Consider the following 20,282-nt stretch of genomic DNA (forward strand, 5'->3'; position numbering starts at 1 on the left):
TAGGACATCACCCTTTCACGGTGAGTACAGGGGTTCGAATCCCCTAGGGGACGCCAGATTTAGCGGCGTAATTCGCGGAAAGCTCCGGAAGCACGACGTACGATCGGTTGTCGAGAAACGCGCTTGGTTTAACCGCCAAGCGCGTTTTGTTTTTTGTGCGCCGACATTCACTGCACAGATTCACCGCACCGGTGTGCTGGCCGTCTTGCCAACGACCGTTTTCCACGGTCGCACGCGCCACGATTTCACAAGTCCATTCACCACGTACGGATCGGCCTTCGCAAACGCTTCGGCCACCGCCGGCGATTCTCCTTCGAAGAGCAGTGCCGCCGCGTCCACCGGCGATTCCAGCGCACCGGCGAGCACAAGTTCGCCGCGCTCCGTGGCGGCCCAGGCGAGCGCCAGATGGGCGTCGCGGTATTGGCCGCGACGGTCGAGGTAATCGTCGACAAGGTCGTAAGTCAGCAGGTAATGCATGTCGATATCTCCTATCCGATGACATGTCGGCATGTCGCCGTCATCGATAAAAAGCCGAGGGCGGCACGCCGAAATGGCGTTTGAACATGGCGGCGAATGCGCTCTGGCTGGCGTAGCCATGGTCGAGCGCCACGTTCACGATTTTCTCCCCACGCGCTAACGCTTCCAATGCTTGCAGCAGGCGCGCCTGCTGACGCCAGCGTCCGAACGTGAGTCCTGTTTCCGCAGAAAAACGACGTTGAAACGTCTTCGCCGACAGACCGGCTTTCCCGGCCCAGTCGTCGATGGTCGCGTCTTCGCAGGGCGACTGCCTCAAGTGGTCGCACACGCGTAGCAAGCGTTTGTCCGTCGGCCACGGCAGATACAGCGGCAGCACCGGCAGCGCAATCAACTCGTCGAGCAACAGGCGCATGAGTCGGGCGTCGCGCGAATCCGGTGCATAGTCGGGCGGCACGGCGATGGCGGCGAGAATCAGCTCGCGCATGAGCGGTGTGATCTCCACGACGCAACTCGTGTCGGGCAACGGTTCGCTGCCGGGTTCGACGAACACCGTGCGGATCTTCACGGTGCCGCTCATCTGCACCGTATGTTCCAGCCCGGCGGCGAGCCACACGCCGCGCGTTGGCGGCACCACCCAGCGGCCCGAGGCCGACGCGATGATCATCACCCCTTCGATGGCATATAGCAATTGGCCGCGCCGGTGCGAATGCGAGGCAATGAACTCGTTGTGCGCGTAATCGATCGCCATGGCCGCCATCGGCATGGGCGTGCTTTCGAAGTGCAGATGACGCGTGACGCGGGGATCGGTAATCCGGCGGATGGTCGACACGGGATGTCCTTTTCAAGACAGGTTTCGTGATTTTAGCGTGAGACGGTCCGTGGCGGTATGCCTGACGATGGCGCTTCCTTTATCAAACCTGTGGGAATTCGTCATGGGGTACTTCCTGTATCCGCTCGGCGCCATGTTGTTATGGGCCGGCAATGTCATCGTCTCAAAGCTTTCCGCCACGACCATTGCGCCGTCGGCCATTACGTTCTACCGGCTGGTGCTGGCGCTAGCCGTCATGACGCCGTTCGTGATTCGTCCGCTCGCGCGCAACTGGCATCACGTGCGCCCGCAACTCGCCAAGCTCGGTTTCCTCGGCTTTCTGAGCATGTCGTTCTATCAGAGCCTGTCGTATCTCGCTGCGCACAGCACGACCGCGACCAACATGGCGATCGTGACGGCGCTCGCGCCACTGCTCACGCTGCTGTGGAGCACCGTGTTGCTGCGTGAGCCGCCCACGCTCGGCATGCTCGTCGGCGGGTTGCTCTCGCTCGCGGGTCTCGTCTACCTGATCGGGCAGGGGCACCCGTCGCGCTTGCTCGACGGTGGCATGCATCTGGGCGACATCCTGATGTTGATTGCGTCGGCGTCGTATGGGTTGTACAGCGTGCTGCTGCGTCGTTGGCATGTCGCGGTGCCCCCGGCGCAGTCGACCTACGTGCAGGCCTGGGCGGCGCTCATCACGATGATTCCGATGCTGGCGATGGTGCCCGCCGGACAGGCGCAACTGAACGCGGCGACGGTGCCGCTGGTGCTGTATGCCGGGTTGGGGGCGTCGATCGTGCTGCCGATCCTGTGGATTCAGGGCATCCGGCATCTGGGGCCGAACCGGTGCAGCATGTTCATCAATGTGCTGCCGGTAATGACGGCGGCGATTGCCGTGGTGCTGCTGGGCGAGCAACTGCACATGTTCCACGTGATCGGTGGCGGTGTGGCGCTCGTCGGCGTGTTCATCGCGCAGCGGTGGCAGCGTCCGCTGCCGGGTTTCGGCGGCGTGCCGGACGAGTCGGACGAAGTGCCCGCCTGATCCTGACCTGCGCCGGTGTCGACGCCGGCGCAAGCCGGCTTCGAGCCCCGCGTTGTTAGTGGTGTGCGCAGGTTGCCGGGGGGCGCCTGCGCACACTGGGGCACATCGGGGCAGAGGAGCAGGGTGGGGCGGACCTTAAACGTCGCGCACCGCAACCCCGTAAGTGCTCACTATGCGGCGATCCTGTTCCGCCGCAGAGAAGGCTTCCCACAGCAGACCATTACAGTCGGTGCTGCTCGAATATTCGGGGGCATCGTCGTCCTCAAAGCCAACGTGCCGCAACTCGCCGGCGCGCGACGGCGACAGATTGATCGAAAAATTCAGCAGATCGGTACGCCACATGGCGTACGCGCCCGGCACGACGGCCGACGGCGCTTGCCCGAGACGGACGGAATAATCGGCGATGGACGCATCGAGGTCGCGCACAGCGAGCGCGATGTGAAAGCGTTTCATGGGGTCTCCTGACATCGGATGTAATGGGGTGTCGCCTGCGAAGGGGCGAAAACCATCATAGAGATCGTCAGAAGGGCCAGCCAGACGGTCGATTATCCCGGTATCCGCAGTGATGGGATAAGTCGAGTCAGCGAGCGCTCACTGGGGCCGCTGAAAATCGTTCTCCACCCACGCGCGGGCGCTGTTACGCGAGAGCTTGAACGACGGCGGCACTTTCACCGACGCAATGGTCTCGCCGAACCGGTCGATGGCGCTGAGCATGGCGTACGGATCGTAGTCGTCGGGCACGATATCCAGGGTGACGTCGATATCGCCGTCCGGCCCGTCGACGCTCACCCGCTTGTGCAACTGCGCGTGCAATTGCTGCTCGTGACGTCGCAACACTTCGGCAGCCGTTTTCACCAGCGTGTGGAAGGCGCCGACGTCGAGCGGTTTCGGATTCTTCTTGTCGCGCCCCATCGTCCAGGGGCCCACTAGCGCGGGCTCCGACTCGCCGTCCTTGAACATGGCCACGGCCCAGCCGTCGTCTTCCTCGTTCTTGACGACCTTCGCGGTCCATCCGTCATCGCGCCAGAGGCGATCTTCGTGGATGGCATCGGTGCTATTGGCGGTGTCGTCAGTCGTGGGGAGGTCGGCGGGGGAGGAAGTTGCGGTCACTGTCGGCGTTCGGGATGGGCGGATGAGAAGGTGCGAGCGGCAGGCCTCGACGAATACCGAAGCGTGCGCTTACCAAGATCGCAATTTTACCGTGTCCGGCGGATGTGCGGTCGCGTTCAGCGCATTGCGTAGAGATATCGGCATCCTGACGCGCAGGATGCCGACCACAAGACGACCTTCCCGGACTCAGCCCTTCACCAGCCCGCCGTCGACGATCAGGTTCTGCCCCGTCACGGCGCGCGCCCACGGCGAGAGGAAATACAGCACCGCGTCAGCGAACTCCTCCGGCGTGGTGACGCGACGCAGCGGCGTGAGTCCCGCGATCAGATCGAACACCGCTTCCGGCGTGGCCGAGCTGGCGTCGGTCACGCGCAACAAGCCGCCCGAGACCATGTTGACGGTGATGCCGTCGGGGCCAAGATCGTTGGAGGCGGTGCGCGTAAGCGCGAGCAGGGCGGCTTTGGCGGTCGTGTAATCGTGATACGGCACGACGGGGTTCTGGAACAAGTTAGTGCCCACGTTCACGATGCGGCCGAAGCCCGCCTCGCGCATGCCCGGCAATGCGGCCTGCATGGTGTTGAGCGCACCCTTGACGGCGCCTTCGAGTTGCTGCGAGAAGCGCGACCACGAGATGTCCGCGAGCTTGGGCCGCGCGTCGCCATCGAAACGGAAGTCGGCCAGTGCGTTGTTCACGACCGAGACGATCGGGCCACCGATGCGCTCACGCGCTTCGGCGAAAAGACGGGCGACGGCTTTCTCGTCGGTGACATCCGCCTGCAATGCGATGGCGCGCTCGCCAAGCGACTCTGCCAACGTGCGCGCGGCCACGTCGCTGCGCAGATAGTTGATGACGACGCCCGCGCCCTCACGCGCAACGGCCCGCGTAATCGCGGCGCCCAGCCCACGTGCCCCGCCGGTGACTAGTACCCACTGCGAATCCAGCTTCATAACGATCTTCCCTGACGTTGTTGCGCTCCGTTGCGCTTTGTTGCACAGCGCATTGCGCTATTCACGGCACGAATCATCGCATGAATGGCCCCGCTATTCGTTCGCCGCCGCCAGCGCGACGAGCAGCACCACCGGCAACAGCACGCTCCAGAAGCCGGTGCCGTGATACGCGAAGCCGCCGAGAATGGCGCCCACGGCGAACGCCGCCAGCGCGGGGAGCATCTTGCGAAGACGTGCCTTTGCGGCGGTGCCGTCGCCGCAATTGCCACTGGCCAGCTCGACCATGTCGATCACGATCTGGGTGGTGTTGCCGGTCATGATGGTGGTCGGTGCGAGATCGGAGAGCACCAGACGTCCGATGGCGTTCTGGATGGCGAGTGCGGCCACACCGAACATGCCTGAGAGAATGGCGAGCGGGGCATCGGCCGAGATGATCGGCTGCGCGATCATGCCGATGATCATGAAGCCCAGCAGCAGCAACGTCTGCACGATGAGCAGCAAGCGTAACGGCCGTCGGTTGGTATTCGCAAAGCCCTGCACGACGAGCTTGACCATGGCGACGAAGATGACGAACACGGGCAGCGCCAGCAGCTTGGCAAGCACGCCGACGTGGGTGCTTGCCACGAGTTGCACGCCGATCATCACGAAGTTGCCCGTGACGTGCGCCGTGAACAGCCCGAACAGCGCGATGAAGCCGACCACGTCGATGTAACCGGCAACGAAGGCGAGTGTCATGCCGATGGCGGTCGGTTTGGAGAAGTGGCCGACCCATGTGCGGGCGAAGGTGGCGGCTTCGGTCGGCGAGGGGATATGGCGAGAGGTACCCATGGAGACTCCTGTGTCGGCATGTGACGGAGGCGGTGCGCAGGCTGATGAAGCATATCACCGGCTCGCGACGTCGCCCGTCGCGTGGACCCGCTATACTGCAACACGCCGACGGGACGATCTACCGTCCGAACGTCTTATTGCACCCCCTGGCCTTCACCGCATCGATGGGCTGCGCGGCGAGGTATCGCCGCATCATGATGCGTGAAGGCTTGTCACGCTCATCGACAGGAGACTTAGTATGAAAACCAGCGCACGCAATCAATTCACCGGGAAAGTCATTTCGCTGCAACGTGGCGCCGTAAACGACGAAGTCACGCTGCGCACCGACGCCGGTCAGGAAATCGTGGCGGTCATCACGCACGAGAGCACCGTGAATCTGGGGTTGAAGGAAGGCAGCGAAGCGGTGGCGCTGATCAAGGCATCGTCCGTGATCGTGATGGTCGACGCCGACGCAAGCAAGGTCTCCACGCGCAACGTGATTACCGGCAAGGTGTCGCGTGTCGAGACGGGCGCGGTGAACAGCGAAGTGGAAATCACCGCCGACAGCGGTGCCATCATCGCCGCCATCGTGACGAACGAAAGCGCGAAGCGTCTGGGCCTGAGCGCCGGCCGCGCCGCTGCTGCGCTGGTCAAGGCGTCGAGCGTGATCCTCGCGGTGGCGTGAGCGACGGCGTCTCGATTTCGTTTCTACCCTGCATTTTCTCGATTCGGATGTTCGGGACGTGAGTCGGCGTCAATTGACGTCAATTGGCGCCAATCGGCATTGGCTGACGTCCCGGGTTCGAACCTCGCACGATGACCTTCGATCTGGTGCCTTCGCATACGCGACAGGAAGCCACGCTGTTCGCCACGTTGCTCGTGGCGAACGCGACCCCCGAGCGCGTGGCGCGCCTCGGGCTCTCGGGCGCCGCACTGACCCAACTGCTGCGACGCCATTTCTCACCGGTCTCCGAGCACTGGCAAGCCTGCGCTGCCGCGCTACCCACGCCCGCGTGGGCGTCGAACGCGATGTTCGTCGTCGAGATGCGGGAGATGCTGCGCCGTCGCGCAGATCCCATCCTGCACCCGATGGACGCTGCCGATATGGCGACGATTCTCGCGACAGCTTGCCTGCGGCCCGATCATCTGTGGCGTGACCTCGGCCTGACTGGCCGCGATGACGTCACGGCGCTGCTCACTCACTTCTTCCCGTCGCTGGTGCTTGAGAATACGGAGAACCTGCGCTGGAAGCGGTTTCTGGCGCAGGTGTGTGCGCAGGCGTATGGTCGTGCGCCGGCACCCGCACCGGGTTGCCCGGGATGCGAAGCGTATGGGGAGTGTTATGCCCATTTGCGTGAAGTCGTTGTGCTGAAGCCTGCGGCAAAGTAACCGCGCTGAGACGCGCGCTTGTCACGCTCGCGCTCGTGAAACAGGGCGGTCACGAGGGACATCAGACTTTCCGCGTTGCGGCCAACGATCGCGGCCATGTCATCGTCGCGATCGACAGACGTCGATTCCTTCAATGCCTCCATGGTCTGTCTGAGGCGATAGGCCATATCTCCCTCGTAGTCGTTGCGATGCAGCCCGATGATTTCGAGCGCTGCAAGCAGCACGGGCGCCTCGCGCAGATATTGCTGCTGCATGGTGAGCAGACTGTCCGCGTTGATGTCGACCGCTTGACCTGATCCGCTGGCAGCCGCCGATGCGGCCGCCTCATGCAGGCGTTTCACACCGAGTTCGCGGAACGCGTCGGCTACGTCGAGCCCGTCGTAACGCAGCGACAGCAAGAGGCGCGACATGTCCTCCATATCCAGCATCAACGGCATTTGGGAAGCCCATTGCGCGTTCGACGCAAACGCGTGGTCTCCGATCTTGAAGGACAGTTGACTGTCCTTGTCGACGCACCATTGCAGTTGATGGAAATGCTGCAGCTCGACGTAGTGCGTCAAGCGGATGAAGGCACCGAGCTGCTCATAGGCGGTTTGTGCATTCGCCATTTGATAGATGGCGAGCTTGGCATCGACTTTATGGGTGCCGAAAAACCAGTCCTTGATGCGCTCCCAGAGCGTTGCAATCTGCGAATCGCTGCCGGCCGTCGCGCAGGCTTTGACGGTTTCGGCATCGAGGCTCCGGGGGACATGGCCAATCAGGCTGAGTGGTGCAGTTGACATATGGGTTGCATCTCTCCTTTCGTCGCGCGGCCAGAGCGTCGAAGGAACGCCGCGCATATACCGTCTTGATCGCTCAGCCCCGGTCTCTGATCGCCGCCGCGATGTTCACCAGTTGATGAGCGTGCAGGTAGCATCGGTTCGCGAGATAGGTGTCGTGCCGATGCGCAAGGACCATGCGTTGCACGGTGCTGGCAACGTCCAGCGCCAACTGACTGTCGTTGACTGCACTGTCCAGTCCGAGGACATGTAGGGCGTCGAGCAGCGCGGGAACCCCCATCGCCGCGCTGATGCAGACGCTGGAGTACGCCGGATCGTCGGGGTGTCGCGCCAGTACGTTCAGCGGCAGACCGAATTGCTCCGATTCACTGAGCACGTCGTGATCGTTCAGTTTCAATGCCATCAACAGACGACAACTGTCGTCGAAACTGAGGGGGGCGGCTTGCTGCATGAATTCGGCCACGTCGCCTTTCATCGGGAACCGGCGGTCGCCGATCTGAAAGTCTATTGCGTCGTCGGCCGACAGATTCCAACGCAGCAAATGGCTTTGCGTCGGCTCGATACAGGCGGCCAGTTGCGCGAACGCGCTGCATTGTTGCCTCGCATTTTCGGCGGTGGCCAGCCGGAAGATGGCGCGTTTGGCGTCTTCGTTGTGCGTGCCGAGAAAGTAGTCCTTTACGCGCCCCCAGAAACTGTTGAGTTCGTCAGCGTGAAGGACACTTGCGCATCGCTGGATGGTTGCCGCGCTTAACGTGCGAGAGGAGGTACCGGTCGGAAGAATGGAAGAAATCGAAATGGTCATGCCTGGATAGTCAGTCGGCCCCGAAGGAGGGCCTTGAACGTGATGCTCGTGCGCCGGTGCGGGGCTTTCTTGAAGCCTCTCGCAGACCGACGCTGCGGTATTTCATGAATCGACCAGCGTGTCCGCGAGTCGATCGGTAGGATGGCGATTGCTGCGGCTTAACGATCTCTATCGATCGTCTTTCATGGCCGAGGCCAGTCGCACCAGATGCGCCGCGTTCTCGGCCATCGTTGCCGCGACCGAGCCGAGGCCGGTCTGTGCGAGTTGATGCTCGGTTTCCTGCATGACTTCAAGCGCAAACTGGCCGCTGGCGTCGTCCTGATCCAGACCGAGGACCTGAAGCGTGTCGAGCAGCGCGGGGAAATGGCTGAACCGAGTCTGGAAATCCTTGATAAGGACCTGACGCATCGTGGCGCCGTACAGGTCGTTGTCCGTCGGAATATTGGAAAGCGGGCCCAGGTCGAGTCCAAATTGCGGCGAACTCAACAGGACGTGGTGATCGTTGAGGTGGAGCGTATTGAGCAGGCGACAGCTCGCCGAGGTCGTCATGGAGACAGTGCCTTTCATGAAATCCCGGGCATCGTCCGGTACCGGAAATCGGTGCTCGCCGATCTGAAAGCCCTGGAATTCGCTGACGTCGAGCTTCCATGCCAGTTTGTGCCGGTCGCCGGGCTCGACGTAATAGGTCAGGGCGTTGAAGGCGTCCAATTGTTCGCGCGTCGTTTTCGCGTGAGACAGGTCGTAGAGCGCGGCTTCCGCCGCGCATTTGTGCGTGCCGAGAACGAGATCCTTGATCTCGCTCCAGACGTTCTTGAGGTCCTTCTTGCTGGTGGCGTTGGCACAGCGCTGAATGGTGGCGTTGCTCAGCGAGCGCGTGAAATGACCTTCCAGTGCGATGGGCAGGAGCGAACTCATGGGGCGGCGTATCCTTGTTCCGAGATGGCGAGAAGCGGTGCGCGATCGCGCTTGACAGAATTTTCGCTGCACGACGCGCTTCTGCATTTCAGGAATCGCCCGGTGCACGGCAAGAAAGTTTGTGCGCTGATAGCATGTCTTTTTCGCACAACTCTGGCGCGCCCCCCGCGCAACGCGCTGTGCCAATTTTGAGGAGTCTCCCGATGTCGATCACCCTTTATCGCGCCACGATCCCCGTTTATCTTCGCGGTCTGACCGTCATGGCCGATTACATCAAGAAGGCGCGTGAACACTGCGCAGCCAAGTCGCTTGACCCGGACACGATCCTCAAGGCGAAGCTGGCCCCGGACATGCTCGATTTCGTCGCGCAGATCCAGCGAGTGAGCGATACGGCGAAGTTCGCAGTGGCGCGTCTGACGGGCGTGGAGTCGCCGAAGTTCGACGACGCGGAAACGTCGTTCGATCAATTGCGCGATCGCATCGCGAACACCGAAGCGTTCATCGCAGGCGTTCTCGAAGATCGTTTCGAAGGGGCGGAGTCGCGCCAGATCACGTTGAAGTTCAAGACGCAGCAAACGACGATGGACGCGGTCGATTACCTCTTCAAGTTCGCGCTGCCGAACTTCTATTTCCACGTGACCACGACGCACGACATTCTGCGTGCGCAAGGCGTGGAAGTCGGCAAGATGGATTACCTCGGACCGTTCGAGATGCAACCGGTCTGACGATCCGTCGATCCTTCGATCCGACGCGCGGATCGAAGGCACGGCACCCTATGCAAAAAAGCGGGAGCGACGTCATGGTCGCTCCCGCTTTTCATTGTCTGGCGTCAGTGCGCCGATCGTATGCGTTCAGTGCGTGGCAATCGGCAGATACATGCGAATGTCGTCGCAATAGCCATTGCCCACGCGCATGGCATCCGGCTCGCGGCCGATCTCGACGAAACCGAACGACTGATATAGCCCGATCGCGGGTCGATTGTCGGCATTGACCTGCAACGTGATGTGCCGCAATCCGGGCTGTGAGCGCGCGAGCGCGAGTGCCGCGTCGATCAGTGCGCGCCCGATCCCGCGTCCCATGGCCTGTGCTTCGACGTACATGCCCCAGAGAAAACCCACGTGAGCGAAGTTCGGACGCGCCTGACGGCCCAGCCCGACCACGCCGACCAACCGCTCGTTCTCGAACGCGCCGAAGACACCTGCGTCAGGGCGTACCGTCAGCCATTCGCGCACGTGCTCGACCGGCCAGTCCTTCTCTTCCGCATAGCTCGATCCGAACGCCTCGGGGTGCGCCTGCAAACCCGCAAGCCGCAGCGCCTGGAACGCCAGCGCATCGGCCGGCACCAGACGCCGGACGTCGGGCGACGTATCCAGTGTCCTCATGGCAGGCGAGGCTCCATCATGGCGAGCACCGTGCGTGCCGCTTCTTCAGACGAGGCCGGATTCTGCCCGGTGACGAGACGACCGTCGCCGACGACGTGCGATGCCCAGTTGTCCGCCTTCTCATAAAGACCACCGAGACGCCGCAATTCGTCTTCGACGAGGAACGGCACCACGTCGGTGAGTCCGACGGCCGCCTCTTCGTCGTTGGTGAAACCGGTCACATGACGCCCGCGTACCAGCGGCTCGCCATTCGCTGCGCGCACCTGACGCAGCACGCCCGGCGCGTGGCAGACGAAGCCGATCGGCTTGCCTGCCCGCTCGAACGATTCGATCAGGTGGATGGAATGCGGGTCCTGCGCGAGATCCCAGAGCGGGCCGTGGCCGCCGGGATAAAAAAGGGCGTCGTAGTCGTCGGCCTTGACGTCGGCGAGTTTCAGTGTGTTGGCGAGGGCCTGTTGCGCATCGGTGTCGTCGCGAAAGCGTCGCGTGGCGTCGGTCTGCGCATCGGGCTCGTCGCTCTTGGGATCGAGCGGCGGCTGTCCGCCGGCGGGCGAGGCAAGCGTTACCGCGAGCCCTTCGTCGATGAATACGTAATAGGGCGAGGCGAATTCTTCGAGCCAGAAGCCAGTCTTCTTGCCCGTGTCGCCGAGGCGGTCGTGCGAGGTCAGAACCATCAGGATGTTCATGAAGCATCTCCCTGTCGAATCGGCCATGCGACCCATTCTACCCGTCATGTATGATCGACGAAACCGGCGGTGACCGCCTTGCCAAGGAGCGAGACATGCAGTTGATCGGAATGCTGGATTCCCCATACGTGCGTCGCACGGCGATTTGCCTGAAGTTGCTCGGGCTGCCCTTCGAGCACCGTTCACTGTCCGTCTTCCGGACGTTCGACGAGTTTTCCGCCATCAATCCTGTCGTGAAAGCGCCTACGTTCGTCGCCGATGACGGCACGGTGCTCATGGACTCCACGCTGATTCTTCAGTACGTCGAGTCGCTGGTCGATCCCGAGCAGCGGCTGGTTCCGGTCGAACCGGCGGCTCGGTTGCGTTCGTTACGACTGACGGGACTTGCGCTGGCGGCCTGCGAGAAGTCGGTGCAACTGGTCTATGAGCGCGAACTGCGCCCGAGCGAGAAGCGCCACACGCCGTGGACGGACCGTGTGCGCACGCAGGTTCACGCGGCGTTTCAGGGGCTGGAAAAGGAACTGGCGCAAGTGCCGGTCGAGGCCACACCGGATCGCATTGGCGAGCATGGTGTCGCGATTGCCGTGGCGTGGCGCTTCCACCAGATGATGCTGCCCGAAGTCGATTTCGGCAGCGCGTTTCCCGAGGTTGCCAACTTCTCGGCGGAAGCCGAAGCATTGCCCGCGTTTCGCGAAACGCCGCCGATCTGACGTTGGGAGCGCAGGGAGACTGAGAGCAGAGAGACGCCGGACATCGTGCTATCCGGCGAATCGTGTGGACAGCCCGCCGGATACCGGGCGGGCCTGATGAACGTCGAGAGGGTCAGCTCTTGAGGCGATAGCCGGTCTTGAACATCCACGCGACGATCGCGAGGAAGATCGCGAGGAACAGCAGCGTCATGCCGAGACTGACCGCCACGCTCACATCCGCCAGTCCGTAGAAACTCCAGCGGAAGCCGCTGATGAGATACACGACCGGATTGAACAGCGTGACGGCACGCCAGAACGGCGGCAGGATGCTCGTCGAGTAGAAGCTGCCGCCAAGGAACGTGAGCGGCGTGATGATGAGCAACGGCACGAGTTGCAGCTTCTCGAAGCCATCGGCCCAGATGCCGATGATGAAGCCGAGCAGGCTGAACGTCACTGCGGTGAGCACCAGGAAGAAGATCATCCAGATCGGATGCTCGATGCGCAGCGGCACGAACAGCGCCGCCGTGCCCAGCATGATGACCCCGAGAATGATCGACTTCGTTGCTGCCGCCCCCACGTAGGCGCACACGATCTCCATGTAGGACACGGGCGCGGAGAGCACCTCGTAGATCGTGCCGGTGAACCGTGGGAAGTAGATGCCGAACGAGGCGTTCGTCACACTCTGCGTGAGCAGCGAGAGCATGATGAGGCCCGGCACGATGAACGCACCGTAAGGCACGCCTTCGATTTCGGGAATGCGCGAGCCGATGGCCGCGCCGAACACCACAAAGTACAGCGAGGTCGAGATGACCGGCGAGATGATGCTCTGCATCAGCGTGCGACGCGTGCGGGCCATCTCGAAGTTGTAGATCGCCCTGACGGCGTAGAAATTCATGGCGCGGCTCATCCTTCTTTTTTATGCACGAGCGAGACGAAGATGTCTTCGAGCGAGCTTTGCGTCGTGTGCAGATCCTTCACCGAAATACCGGCGCGCTCCATGTCGCGCAGCAGCGAGGCGATGGACGTCTGCTCGATATTGGCGTCGTAGCTGAAGACGAGTTCGGTGCCGTTGTTGCCGAGCACCAGACCGTAACCGGCGAGGGCCTCGGGCACGGCCGCGATCGGCTCGGTCAGTTGCAGCGAGAGCTGCTTGCTGCCCATGTGCCGCATCAGTTCGGTCTTCTCCTGCACGAGCGTAATCTGCCCGCCGGTAATGATGCCCACGCGGTCGGCCATTTCTTCGGCCTCTTCGATGTAGTGCGTGGTGAGGATCACGGTCACGCCGGTCTCGCGCAGCGACTGCACGAGGCGCCACATGTCGCGTCGCAACTCGACGTCCACCCCGGCGGTCGGCTCGTCGAGGAACAGCACACGCGGTTCGTGCGAGAGCGCCTTGGCGATCAGCACGCGACGCTTCATGCCGCCCGAGAGCTGCATGATGCGGCTGTCCTTCTTCTCCCACAGCGAGAGCGAGCGCAGCACCTTTTCGATGTGCGCCGGATTCGCCGGTTTGCCGAACAAACCCCGCGAGAAGGAGACGGTGGCCCACACGGATTCGAAGGAATCAGTGGTCAGCTCCTGCGGCACGAGGCCGATGGCTTCACGCGCGGCACGGTAATCCGTGACGATGTCGTGACCATCGACGGTGACCGTGCCCGAGGTCGGACGCACGATGCCGCAGATAGTGCTGATGAGGGTCGTTTTGCCGGCGCCGTTCGGGCCGAGCAGGGCGAAGATCTCGCCGCGCTGGATTTCCAGGCTGACGTTCTTGAGTGCCTGGAACCCTGTCGCGTACGTCTTCGACAGATTTTTGATTGAGATAACGGATGGCATGGCGGCGACGATAGCACAGGCGTGAGGAACTTGTCGGACACGCCGGGCAGAAAAAAGATGCGGGTGACGGAATCGTCGGCGGGGGCGCAATCGGCCGCACCCTGCCATCTCATCCGACACCCGCGGGGGCATTCGGTCACCCATTCGGTCACCCTTACGCCCAACCTTCAAGCCAGTGCCTTAGCCCTTCGGCATTTCCTTGGGCACGATCACCATCCAGTTCATGCCGAAACGGTCCTTGACCATGCCGAACGTCTTCGCGAAGAACGTCTCGCCCAGCGGCATGTTGACCGAACCGCCCTCGGCCAGCGCGTGGAACGCCTTCTCGGCCGCGCCCACTTCGGTGAAGTCCACCGACAGCGAGAAGCCGTCGAACTTCGGCTGACCGCTCACCATGCCGTCGGACGCCATCACCATCGATTCGCCGATGAAGAACTCACCGTGCATGATCTTGTTCTCGCTGCCGGGCGGCAGCATGCCCTCGGGACACTGTTCCGGGCTGTCGCCGTAGCGCATGACCATGCCGCGCTTCGCGCCCAGCGTCTTCACATAGAAATCCATGGCTTCTTCGCAACGACCTTCGAAAAACAGATAGGAATGAACTTGCATGGAGCGCTCCTCAATATGTCTGCGATAAACGGGCATTCGGGTGCCCGGGGAAGTGTCATCGGTCGAACGTCATCGGTACTTCAACAACCATAGTGCCTGCACAGGCGAGGCGCGAATGTGACGTCATCCACCGACCGATGATGCATTGCAACTTGCCATTGTGGACGGTGTACACAAACAATAGCAGACATAATGGACACTGTCCACAAGGGGTAGCAATGACAGAACAAGAAACAACGACCGGGCCGGCGCGGGCGACTTATCGCCACGGCGACCTGCGCCGGGCGTTGCTGGAAGCGGGGATCACGCTCGCGCGCGACGGGGGACCGGATGCGGTGATCCTACGCGAGGCCACGCGGCGCGCCGGGGTGGTTCCTAATGCGGCCTACCGGCACTTCGCCAATCGTCAGGATCTGCTTGACGCGGTGCGCTCAGCGGCATTGGCCGAGCTGGCGGTGTTCATCGAGCATGAGCAGGCGCTGCTCGATGCCGCGTCGCTGCCCGACGGCGCGGCGCGCTCGCGCGCGGTACTGCGCGGCGTGGGTATCGGCTATCTGCACTTCGCGCGCAGGCAGCCGGGGCTGTTCCGCACCGCGTTCGCGCCGTCGGAGAACGTGCGTTCGGCCGGCGGGCCGGAGAAGGCGGGAGCGAGCGGATTGAATCCGTTCGAATTGCTGGGGGCGGCGCTCGACGGCATGGTGGCCGCCGGCATCGTGCGTCCCGAACAGCGGCCGGGCGCCGAGTATCTTGCCTGGGCGGCGGTGCACGGCCTGTCGGTGCTGGTCATCGACGGCCCGCTGCGTGACTTGCCCGACGAACAGGTCGATGCGCTCGGACAGCGGCTCGTCGCGATGGTCGAGCAGGGGTTGTAGTCGCGAAAGTGCGGACGGGATGGGTCAGAGGTTCGTCAGACGCGGCGTGAGCAGATCGGTGAGCCAGTTCATGAACGCCTGCGCCCGGCGCGGCAGATGCCGACGGTTGGCGTAGAGCAGCGACACCGCGAGCGGCTCGGCCTGAAAGTCCGGCATCACTTCTTGCAGCGTGCCGTCCGCGATGTGACCTCGCACACCGGATTCGGGAGCTTGAATCAGCCCGAGTCCGGCGAGGCAGGCAGCCTGATAGGCGTCGGCGTTATTCACCGTCAACACGCCTTCCATCGGCCATTGTGCGTAGCGCTCGCCATCGAAATACTCCCAGCCGACGGGGCGCGTGCCCAATGTCGTCGTGTAATGGATCAGCCGGTGGGTCGTGAGGTCTTCCAGCGTTTTCGGCACGCCGTAACGTTTGAGATAGGCCGTGCTCGCCACATTGATTTGCCGCATATGGCCCAGCGGACGCGCAATCAGCGTGGAGTCCGCGACTGCGCCCACGCGCAATACGCAATCGAAGCCTTCACGCACGAGATCGACGCGCCGGTCGGTGCTCGACAGCTCGATGCGCAACGCCGGATGCTGCGCCAGAAACGACGGCAGTTGCGGGATCACGGTCGTGCGCGCCAGTGTGGCGGGAAGATCGACCCGCAGCCGCCCGGTGAGCGCTTCGTTCTGCGCGGCGAACATCGTCTCCCACTCTTCCATGTCGGCGAGCAGGTCCTTGCAGCGTTCGAGGCAGGCCTGTCCGTCCTGCGTGAGTTGCACACGACGCGTGGTCCGATGCAGCAAGCGCGTGCCCAGCTTCGTTTCGAGTTGCTTGATGGCGTTGGACACGCTGGCGCGCGGCAGGCCGAGACTGTCGGCAGCCTGCGTGAAGCTGCCGGTCTCGGTAACGCGCACGAAGATGCGCATGGCGTCGAGCTGGTGCATGGGGGGCGAGGAGGCATTCGTCGGGGCAGACGAACGATTGTTATTGGAATTTGATCAGTGTAATCAAATTCGCTGGATTTATTGGTGAAATTCGATGCAATAGGATGTTGAACATACATCCAGGAGAATCACCATGACCCGTAAGATCGCTCTCATCACCGGTGGCAGCCGCGGCCTTGGCCGTGCTTCGGCGCTTGCTCTCGCCCATCGCGGCACTGATGTCATCCTCACCTATCGCAGCCAGCGCGAAGAAGCCGACGCGGTGGTCGCCGAGATCGTCAAACTGGGCGCAAACGCCGTGGCGCTGCCGCTCGACGCCTCGGATTCGTCTCAGTTCGCGCCGTTCGCCGCTGAGGTCAAGCGTCTACTCAAGGAAGTCTGGAAGCGCGACACGTTCGACTTTCTCGTGAACAACGCCGGCACCGGCCTGCATAAGGCGATCGTCGATACGACGGAAGACGAGTTCGATTTTCTGGTGCGCTTGCACTTGAAAGGGCCGTTCTTCCTCACGCAGACGTTGTTGCCGATGATTGCCGACGGCGGCCGCATTCTGAACGTCTCGAGCGGTCTGGCCCGCTTCACACTGCCGAACGCGTCGGCCTACGCCATGATGAAGGGCGGTATCGAAGTGTTCTCGCGCTATCTGGCCAAGGAGCTGGGCGCGCGCGGCATTCGCGCCAACACCATCGCGCCGGGGGCGATTGCCACCGACTTCAACGGCGGCACGGTGCGTGACAACGAGGCGGTGCACAAGATGGTCGCCAACAACATCGCGCTGGGCCGGGTCGGCGAAGCTGAAGATATCGGCGGTGTCGTGGCGGCGCTGCTGAGCGACGAGACCGGCTGGATCAACGGCCAGCGTGTCGAAGCGTCGGGCGGCATGATTCTCTGACGCGCGATGTGTCAGCGATGAGGGTCTCTGCGGCTCGATGAACCGCGGAGACCCTCATCGATACCGATATCGACGATCAGCGGCGTGAGCGCATCGAGCCGGACCAGGCCACGGCGCCGACGATGCACACGCCGCCGATGGCCATCTTGAGCGTGGGCGACGTGCCGAACAGCACCCACGCGAAGGCGATGGCATAGACCGGTTCGAGCGCGATCACCACGGCGGCCTGACTGGCCTTGACGGTGCGCAGCGCGTGAATGAACAGGGTATAGGCGAGGGCGGTGCACACCACGCCCAGACACGCGAGCCATCCCCATTGCACGACAGGCAACGTCACGGCTTCACGCCACGCGAACGGCCCGAGCACGATGAGAATGCCGAGGCATTGCCACCAACTTGCCTGTAACGGCGACGCCTGCGCGCCAAGCACGCGGTTCGATAGCGCAATGACGGCGTAAATCGCGCCGGACAACACGCCCCACGCGAGACCGATCGTCGCGCCGGCTTGCCAGTCGAAGGCAGGCGTCACGAGCGCGAGGCCGACGCAAACGAGGGCGATCACCCCCACGTCGCCCAACGACGGACGCTCACGGCGCAACGGCCATTCCAGCAGGATCACGAAGGCAGGGAAACAAGCGAAGCCGAGTGTGCCTACGGCCACGCCCCCCGCCTTGATTGCGAGAAAGAACGCGAGCCAGTGCACGGCAAGCAGCACGCCGGCGACGATGAGCCGCAAGGCGGACGCCGTCGAGATGCCGCGCCACGGCGCACCGCCCGACAGGCGTGACGCGCTGCGCAGACCCGCCAGACCGGTGAGGGCGATGACCGTGAGCGCGAGCCACGAAAACAGGCCGCGCCCGAACACGATCATCGTGCTGCTTGCGGCGATGTGTTCGCCGAACAGCGCCGACGCCCCGAACAGCATCGCGGCCACATGCAGCGCGATCTGCTGGCTGGCGCCCCCCTGCGGTGTGGGCACTGACGCGGCAGTGTCGGCGGCGCGGGCTTCAGGCATCGCCTGCGGAGGAGGCGTCGTGCGGATCGGGCACGGGCACGGCCGTGGTGTACATGACCTGTTTGAGCGCGAAGCTCGAACGGATGTTGCGGATGCCCGGAATCCGCGAGATGCGATCGGTGATGAGCGTTTCGTACGCGGCCATGTCGCTGACCATGACCCGCAGCAGATAGTCGGCGTCGCCGGACATCAGGTAACACTCCATGACGTTCGGCAGGGCGGTCACGGCGGTTTCGAAGGCGTCCAGGCCGTCGCGATTCTGGTTTTCCAGCGTGACGTGGATGAATACGTTGATGTGCAACCCGAGGCGCGACGGATCGAGCAGCGTCACGCGCTGACGAATGTAACCCGCCGCTTCGAGCGCCTTGACGCGCGCCAGACACGGCGAGGGCGACAGGCTGACTCGCGAGGCGAGTTCAACGTTGGTGAGGCGGGCGTCGGCTTGCAGCTCCCGCAGAATCTTCAAATCAATGGCGTCGAGTTCCATACCACACTGCGCGCGTGCCCCGGATGGGGGCCGGCGTTCCGTTCAATTAGCCGCTCGGTAGGCGACAGTGCCGCGATATTAGCCTATTTGCGCGCGTTGCCGGTGGCGATGTCGTCACGCGCGCTCGCGTCGTTGTGCGATCTCGTGAAGTGCTCGCGCAGTTTCTCCAGCATCTGGTTCCAGCCAACGCCCAGACCGCGCGCGGAATGGTCGGCCGGCACGCGCTCATGCGTCAATACGAGTTCGCATTGCTGCTCGCCGCGCTCGAAAAGCTCGATCGTCACGAGCGTGCGCTGCTGATCCATACGTGAGGATAGCCACGTGAAGGCGAGTTTCGACGGGCGGTCCATCACCAGATACTCGCCGGTGTGAACATAATCGGCACCCGCCGATTTCATGAAGATGTGAAAGCGTCCGCCCACGCGGGGTTCTAACATCACGTCGCATTGCTTGACGGTACCCGGAAGCATCCATTCGCACATCCCGTCGGGATCGAGCCATGCATCGAACACTTCATCGCGCGAGGCGGGTAGCACTTTGCTCACGCGCACGGTCTGCAAGGTCATGGGGTCTCTCGCTTGCGCTTGTTCACCAGATGCGTTTCGAGCGCATCCATACGCGTTTGCCAGAAGTCGGCGTAGTAATCGAGCCAGGCCGACGCTTCCGCCATGCGCGTCGCGTCGAGTTCGCAGGTGTGTTCGCGACCGCGAACCTCGCGTCGGATCAAACCCGCCTTCTCGAGCGTTTTCACGTGCTTGGAGATCGCGTTCAGGCTGACGTCGTACGGCGCGGCCAATGCCGAGATAGTCAGGCCGCCGGCGCGCAGGCGCTCCAGTATCGAACGTCGTGTCGGGTCGGCCAAGGCGCCGAACACGGCATCGAGCCGTTCGGCAGGGCTGACGGGAGGCATCGCGAATTCAGTTTTCGTCATCGTCTCTGGAGGATAAACCTATCCGCACAATAATCAACCTTTCGGTTGACATTCAACCTTTTGGTTGATTAATATCGTTTCACCTTTTCAGGAGAAACGAGATGGCAACACTCTTGCATATCGACTCGAGCCCGATGGGCGACACCTCGATCTCGCGTCGTCTGACGCAGGCCTTCGCACGCGAGTGGCAACAGGCGCATGCCCATGGCGAAGTGCTTTACCGCGATCTTGCCAGCACCGAGATGCCAGTGATCGACGCCGCATGGAGCGCGGCGAATTTCACCCCGGCGGAGATGCGAACCCCGCAACAGCGCGACCTGCTCAAGCTGTCCGATGTGTTCACCGCCGAGTTGCATCGGGCGGACGATTACGTGATCGGGGTGCCGATGCACAACTGGGGGCCGTCGGCGAGTTTCAAGCTGTGGGTGGACCACATTGTGCGGCAGGGCGAGACGGTGCAGCCGACGAGTTCGGGGCCGCGCGGCAGGCTCGACGCCAAGCGGGCGACCTTCGTCATCGCGGCGGGCGGGCACTACGGTGCGGGCGCGGCGATGGCCTCGCTGAACTTCATCGAACCGTGGTTGCGCACGTTGTTCGGCTATCTGGGCGTCGACGACATGCGGTTCGTGCTGGCGGACGGTGCGGTGAACGTACTGAATGGGACAGTCGAGCGAGAGGCGTTCCTGGCGCCTCACGTCGCGCAGGTGCGGCGCGAGGCAGTCTCGCCGGGGTGCCGCGACTAACCGGTGCGACAGCGTCTGGCAACGCCTTGCGAGGCGAGCGCTGCGTGGCGGCGTCCGACGTGTCCCTTGACCGGTAAGGAAAGGAAATGTTGTTTTTCTGTGTTGTCGTTACCACGGAATAACAACATTTGTT

27 protein-coding genes are annotated in these 20,282 nt (G+C 62.9%); 8 read left to right on the forward strand and 19 right to left on the reverse strand.

The window, feature by feature from the left end; translation table 11 throughout:
• Positions 1-180: 180 nt before the first annotated feature.
• Complete coding sequence (locus tag A9762_RS21235) at positions 181-477, reverse strand: YciI-like protein (RefSeq protein ID WP_069343992.1); 297 nt, start codon at positions 475-477, stop codon at positions 181-183.
• Between the two features lie 40 nt (positions 478-517).
• Positions 518-1,240, reverse strand: coding sequence for a helix-turn-helix transcriptional regulator (locus A9762_RS21240; RefSeq protein WP_069344026.1), 723 nt, complete (start codon positions 1,238-1,240; stop codon positions 518-520).
• Between the two features lie 169 nt (positions 1,241-1,409).
• On the opposite strand from A9762_RS21240, the gene A9762_RS21245 reads away from it, so the two are divergent.
• Positions 1,410-2,330 carry a DMT family transporter gene (locus A9762_RS21245; protein WP_069343993.1) on the forward strand — a complete coding sequence of 307 codons (921 nt, stop codon included), beginning with the start codon at positions 1,410-1,412 and terminating at the stop codon, positions 2,328-2,330.
• A gap of 135 nt (positions 2,331-2,465) precedes the next feature.
• On the opposite strand, the gene A9762_RS21250 is transcribed toward A9762_RS21245, so the two are convergent.
• The 4 genes from A9762_RS21250 to A9762_RS21265 all read right to left on the reverse strand — a co-directional run bounded on the left by A9762_RS21250 (position 2,466) and on the right by A9762_RS21265 (position 5,216).
• Positions 2,466-2,783, reverse strand: coding sequence for a hypothetical protein (locus tag A9762_RS21250; RefSeq protein ID WP_069343994.1), 318 nt, complete (start codon positions 2,781-2,783; stop codon positions 2,466-2,468).
• Positions 2,784-2,921: 138 nt separating this feature from the next.
• Positions 2,922-3,440: a hypothetical protein gene (locus tag A9762_RS21255; protein WP_069343995.1), complete on the reverse strand. Its 519-nt coding sequence runs from the start codon at positions 3,438-3,440 to the stop codon at positions 2,922-2,924.
• Positions 3,441-3,626: 186 nt separating this feature from the next.
• Complete coding sequence (locus A9762_RS21260) at positions 3,627-4,388, reverse strand: 3-oxoacyl-ACP reductase (RefSeq protein ID WP_069343996.1); 762 nt, start codon at positions 4,386-4,388, stop codon at positions 3,627-3,629.
• 93 nt (positions 4,389-4,481) lie between these two features.
• Complete coding sequence (locus A9762_RS21265; RefSeq protein ID WP_069343997.1) at positions 4,482-5,216, reverse strand: YoaK family protein; 735 nt, start codon at positions 5,214-5,216, stop codon at positions 4,482-4,484.
• 238 nt (positions 5,217-5,454) lie between these two features.
• Between A9762_RS21265 and A9762_RS21270 the strand changes: the two genes are divergently transcribed.
• Together A9762_RS21270 and A9762_RS21275 are read left to right on the forward strand one after the other, a co-directional pair.
• Positions 5,455-5,880: a molybdopterin-binding protein gene (locus A9762_RS21270; protein WP_069343998.1), complete on the forward strand. Its 426-nt coding sequence runs from the start codon at positions 5,455-5,457 to the stop codon at positions 5,878-5,880.
• A gap of 131 nt (positions 5,881-6,011) precedes the next feature.
• Positions 6,012-6,584, forward strand: a complete 573-nt coding sequence (locus tag A9762_RS21275; RefSeq protein ID WP_083254168.1) for a nitrogen fixation protein NifQ — start codon at positions 6,012-6,014, stop codon at positions 6,582-6,584.
• Here A9762_RS21275 and A9762_RS21280 read toward each other — a convergent pair.
• The 3 genes from A9762_RS21280 to A9762_RS21290 all read right to left on the reverse strand — a co-directional run bounded on the left by A9762_RS21280 (position 6,536) and on the right by A9762_RS21290 (position 9,167).
• Entirely contained in the window at positions 6,536-7,366 is an 831-nt protein-coding gene (locus tag A9762_RS21280; protein ID WP_069343999.1) for a hypothetical protein, read from the reverse strand. The genes A9762_RS21275 and A9762_RS21280 overlap by 49 nt on opposite strands.
• Before the next feature lie 73 nt (positions 7,367-7,439).
• On the reverse strand, positions 7,440-8,165 hold the full coding sequence (locus A9762_RS21285) for a hypothetical protein (RefSeq protein ID WP_069344000.1): 726 nt from the start codon (positions 8,163-8,165) through the stop codon (positions 7,440-7,442).
• 168 nt (positions 8,166-8,333) lie between these two features.
• Positions 8,334-9,167 (reverse strand): hypothetical protein, encoded by an 834-nt coding sequence (locus A9762_RS21290; RefSeq protein ID WP_139133335.1) that lies wholly within the window; start codon positions 9,165-9,167, stop codon positions 8,334-8,336.
• A 116-nt stretch (positions 9,168-9,283) separates the two neighbouring features.
• Between A9762_RS21290 and A9762_RS21295 the strand changes: the two genes are divergently transcribed.
• Positions 9,284-9,805, forward strand: a complete 522-nt coding sequence (locus tag A9762_RS21295; protein ID WP_069344002.1) for a DUF1993 family protein — start codon at positions 9,284-9,286, stop codon at positions 9,803-9,805.
• 126 nt (positions 9,806-9,931) lie between these two features.
• Here A9762_RS21295 and A9762_RS21300 read toward each other — a convergent pair whose 3' ends face one another.
• Entirely contained in the window at positions 9,932-10,462 is a 531-nt protein-coding gene (locus tag A9762_RS21300; RefSeq protein WP_069344003.1) for a GNAT family N-acetyltransferase, read from the reverse strand.
• Positions 10,459-11,148, reverse strand: coding sequence for a type 1 glutamine amidotransferase domain-containing protein (locus tag A9762_RS21305; RefSeq protein ID WP_069344004.1), 690 nt, complete (start codon positions 11,146-11,148; stop codon positions 10,459-10,461). Before A9762_RS21305 ends, A9762_RS21300 begins: the two co-directional genes overlap by 4 nt.
• A 95-nt stretch (positions 11,149-11,243) precedes the next feature.
• Here A9762_RS21305 and A9762_RS21310 point away from each other — a divergent pair, with 95 nt between their 5' ends.
• The gene (locus A9762_RS21310) at positions 11,244-11,858 is read left to right on the forward strand and encodes a glutathione S-transferase (RefSeq protein WP_069344027.1); all 615 of its coding nucleotides are present in this window, start codon (positions 11,244-11,246) and stop codon (positions 11,856-11,858) included.
• Positions 11,859-11,970: 112 nt separating this feature from the next.
• Here the strand turns inward: A9762_RS21310 and A9762_RS21315 are convergent, their stop codons facing one another.
• The 3 genes from A9762_RS21315 to A9762_RS21325 form a co-directional block, all read right to left on the reverse strand.
• Positions 11,971-12,732 carry an ABC transporter permease gene (locus A9762_RS21315; RefSeq protein WP_069344005.1) on the reverse strand — a complete coding sequence of 254 codons (762 nt, stop codon included), beginning with the start codon at positions 12,730-12,732 and terminating at the stop codon, positions 11,971-11,973.
• A gap of 8 nt (positions 12,733-12,740) precedes the next feature.
• The gene (locus A9762_RS21320) at positions 12,741-13,670 is read right to left on the reverse strand and encodes an ABC transporter ATP-binding protein (RefSeq protein WP_069344006.1); all 930 of its coding nucleotides are present in this window, start codon (positions 13,668-13,670) and stop codon (positions 12,741-12,743) included.
• A 180-nt stretch (positions 13,671-13,850) separates the two neighbouring features.
• Positions 13,851-14,279 carry a VOC family protein gene (locus A9762_RS21325; protein ID WP_069344007.1) on the reverse strand — a complete coding sequence of 143 codons (429 nt, stop codon included), beginning with the start codon at positions 14,277-14,279 and terminating at the stop codon, positions 13,851-13,853.
• 218 nt (positions 14,280-14,497) lie between these two features.
• Here A9762_RS21325 and A9762_RS21330 point away from each other — a divergent pair, with 218 nt between their 5' ends.
• Entirely contained in the window at positions 14,498-15,151 is a 654-nt protein-coding gene (locus A9762_RS21330) for a TetR/AcrR family transcriptional regulator (RefSeq protein WP_069344008.1), read from the forward strand.
• 24 nt (positions 15,152-15,175) lie between these two features.
• On the opposite strand, the gene A9762_RS21335 is transcribed toward A9762_RS21330, so the two are convergent.
• Positions 15,176-16,081 (reverse strand): LysR family transcriptional regulator, encoded by a 906-nt coding sequence (locus tag A9762_RS21335; protein WP_069344009.1) that lies wholly within the window; start codon positions 16,079-16,081, stop codon positions 15,176-15,178.
• A 133-nt stretch (positions 16,082-16,214) separates the two neighbouring features.
• Here A9762_RS21335 and A9762_RS21340 point away from each other — a divergent pair, with 133 nt between their 5' ends.
• A complete protein-coding gene (locus A9762_RS21340) occupies positions 16,215-16,973 on the forward strand; it encodes an SDR family NAD(P)-dependent oxidoreductase (RefSeq protein WP_069344010.1) in 759 nt (252 codons plus the stop codon).
• Positions 16,974-17,049: 76 nt separating this feature from the next.
• Here A9762_RS21340 and A9762_RS21345 read toward each other — a convergent pair whose 3' ends face one another.
• The 4 genes from A9762_RS21345 to A9762_RS21360 all read right to left on the reverse strand — a co-directional run bounded on the left by A9762_RS21345 (position 17,050) and on the right by A9762_RS21360 (position 19,406).
• Positions 17,050-17,988, reverse strand: coding sequence for a DMT family transporter (locus tag A9762_RS21345; protein ID WP_083254169.1), 939 nt, complete (start codon positions 17,986-17,988; stop codon positions 17,050-17,052).
• The gene (locus A9762_RS21350) at positions 17,981-18,475 is read right to left on the reverse strand and encodes an Lrp/AsnC family transcriptional regulator (protein ID WP_069344011.1); all 495 of its coding nucleotides are present in this window, start codon (positions 18,473-18,475) and stop codon (positions 17,981-17,983) included. The genes A9762_RS21345 and A9762_RS21350 overlap by 8 nt, the downstream gene beginning before the upstream one ends.
• 83 nt (positions 18,476-18,558) lie before the next feature.
• Complete coding sequence (locus A9762_RS21355; RefSeq protein ID WP_069344012.1) at positions 18,559-19,041, reverse strand: SRPBCC domain-containing protein; 483 nt, start codon at positions 19,039-19,041, stop codon at positions 18,559-18,561.
• Positions 19,038-19,406, reverse strand: coding sequence for a helix-turn-helix transcriptional regulator (locus tag A9762_RS21360; protein WP_240493660.1), 369 nt, complete (start codon positions 19,404-19,406; stop codon positions 19,038-19,040). Before A9762_RS21360 ends, A9762_RS21355 begins: the two co-directional genes overlap by 4 nt.
• A gap of 101 nt (positions 19,407-19,507) precedes the next feature.
• Between A9762_RS21360 and A9762_RS21365 the strand changes: the two genes are divergently transcribed.
• Entirely contained in the window at positions 19,508-20,149 is a 642-nt protein-coding gene (locus A9762_RS21365; protein ID WP_069344014.1) for an FMN-dependent NADH-azoreductase, read from the forward strand.
• Positions 20,150-20,282 lie beyond the last annotated feature (133 nt).

It is taken from the genome of Pandoraea sp. ISTKB, assembly GCF_001721285.1.
Classification (GTDB): domain Bacteria; phylum Pseudomonadota; class Gammaproteobacteria; order Burkholderiales; family Burkholderiaceae; genus Pandoraea; species Pandoraea capi.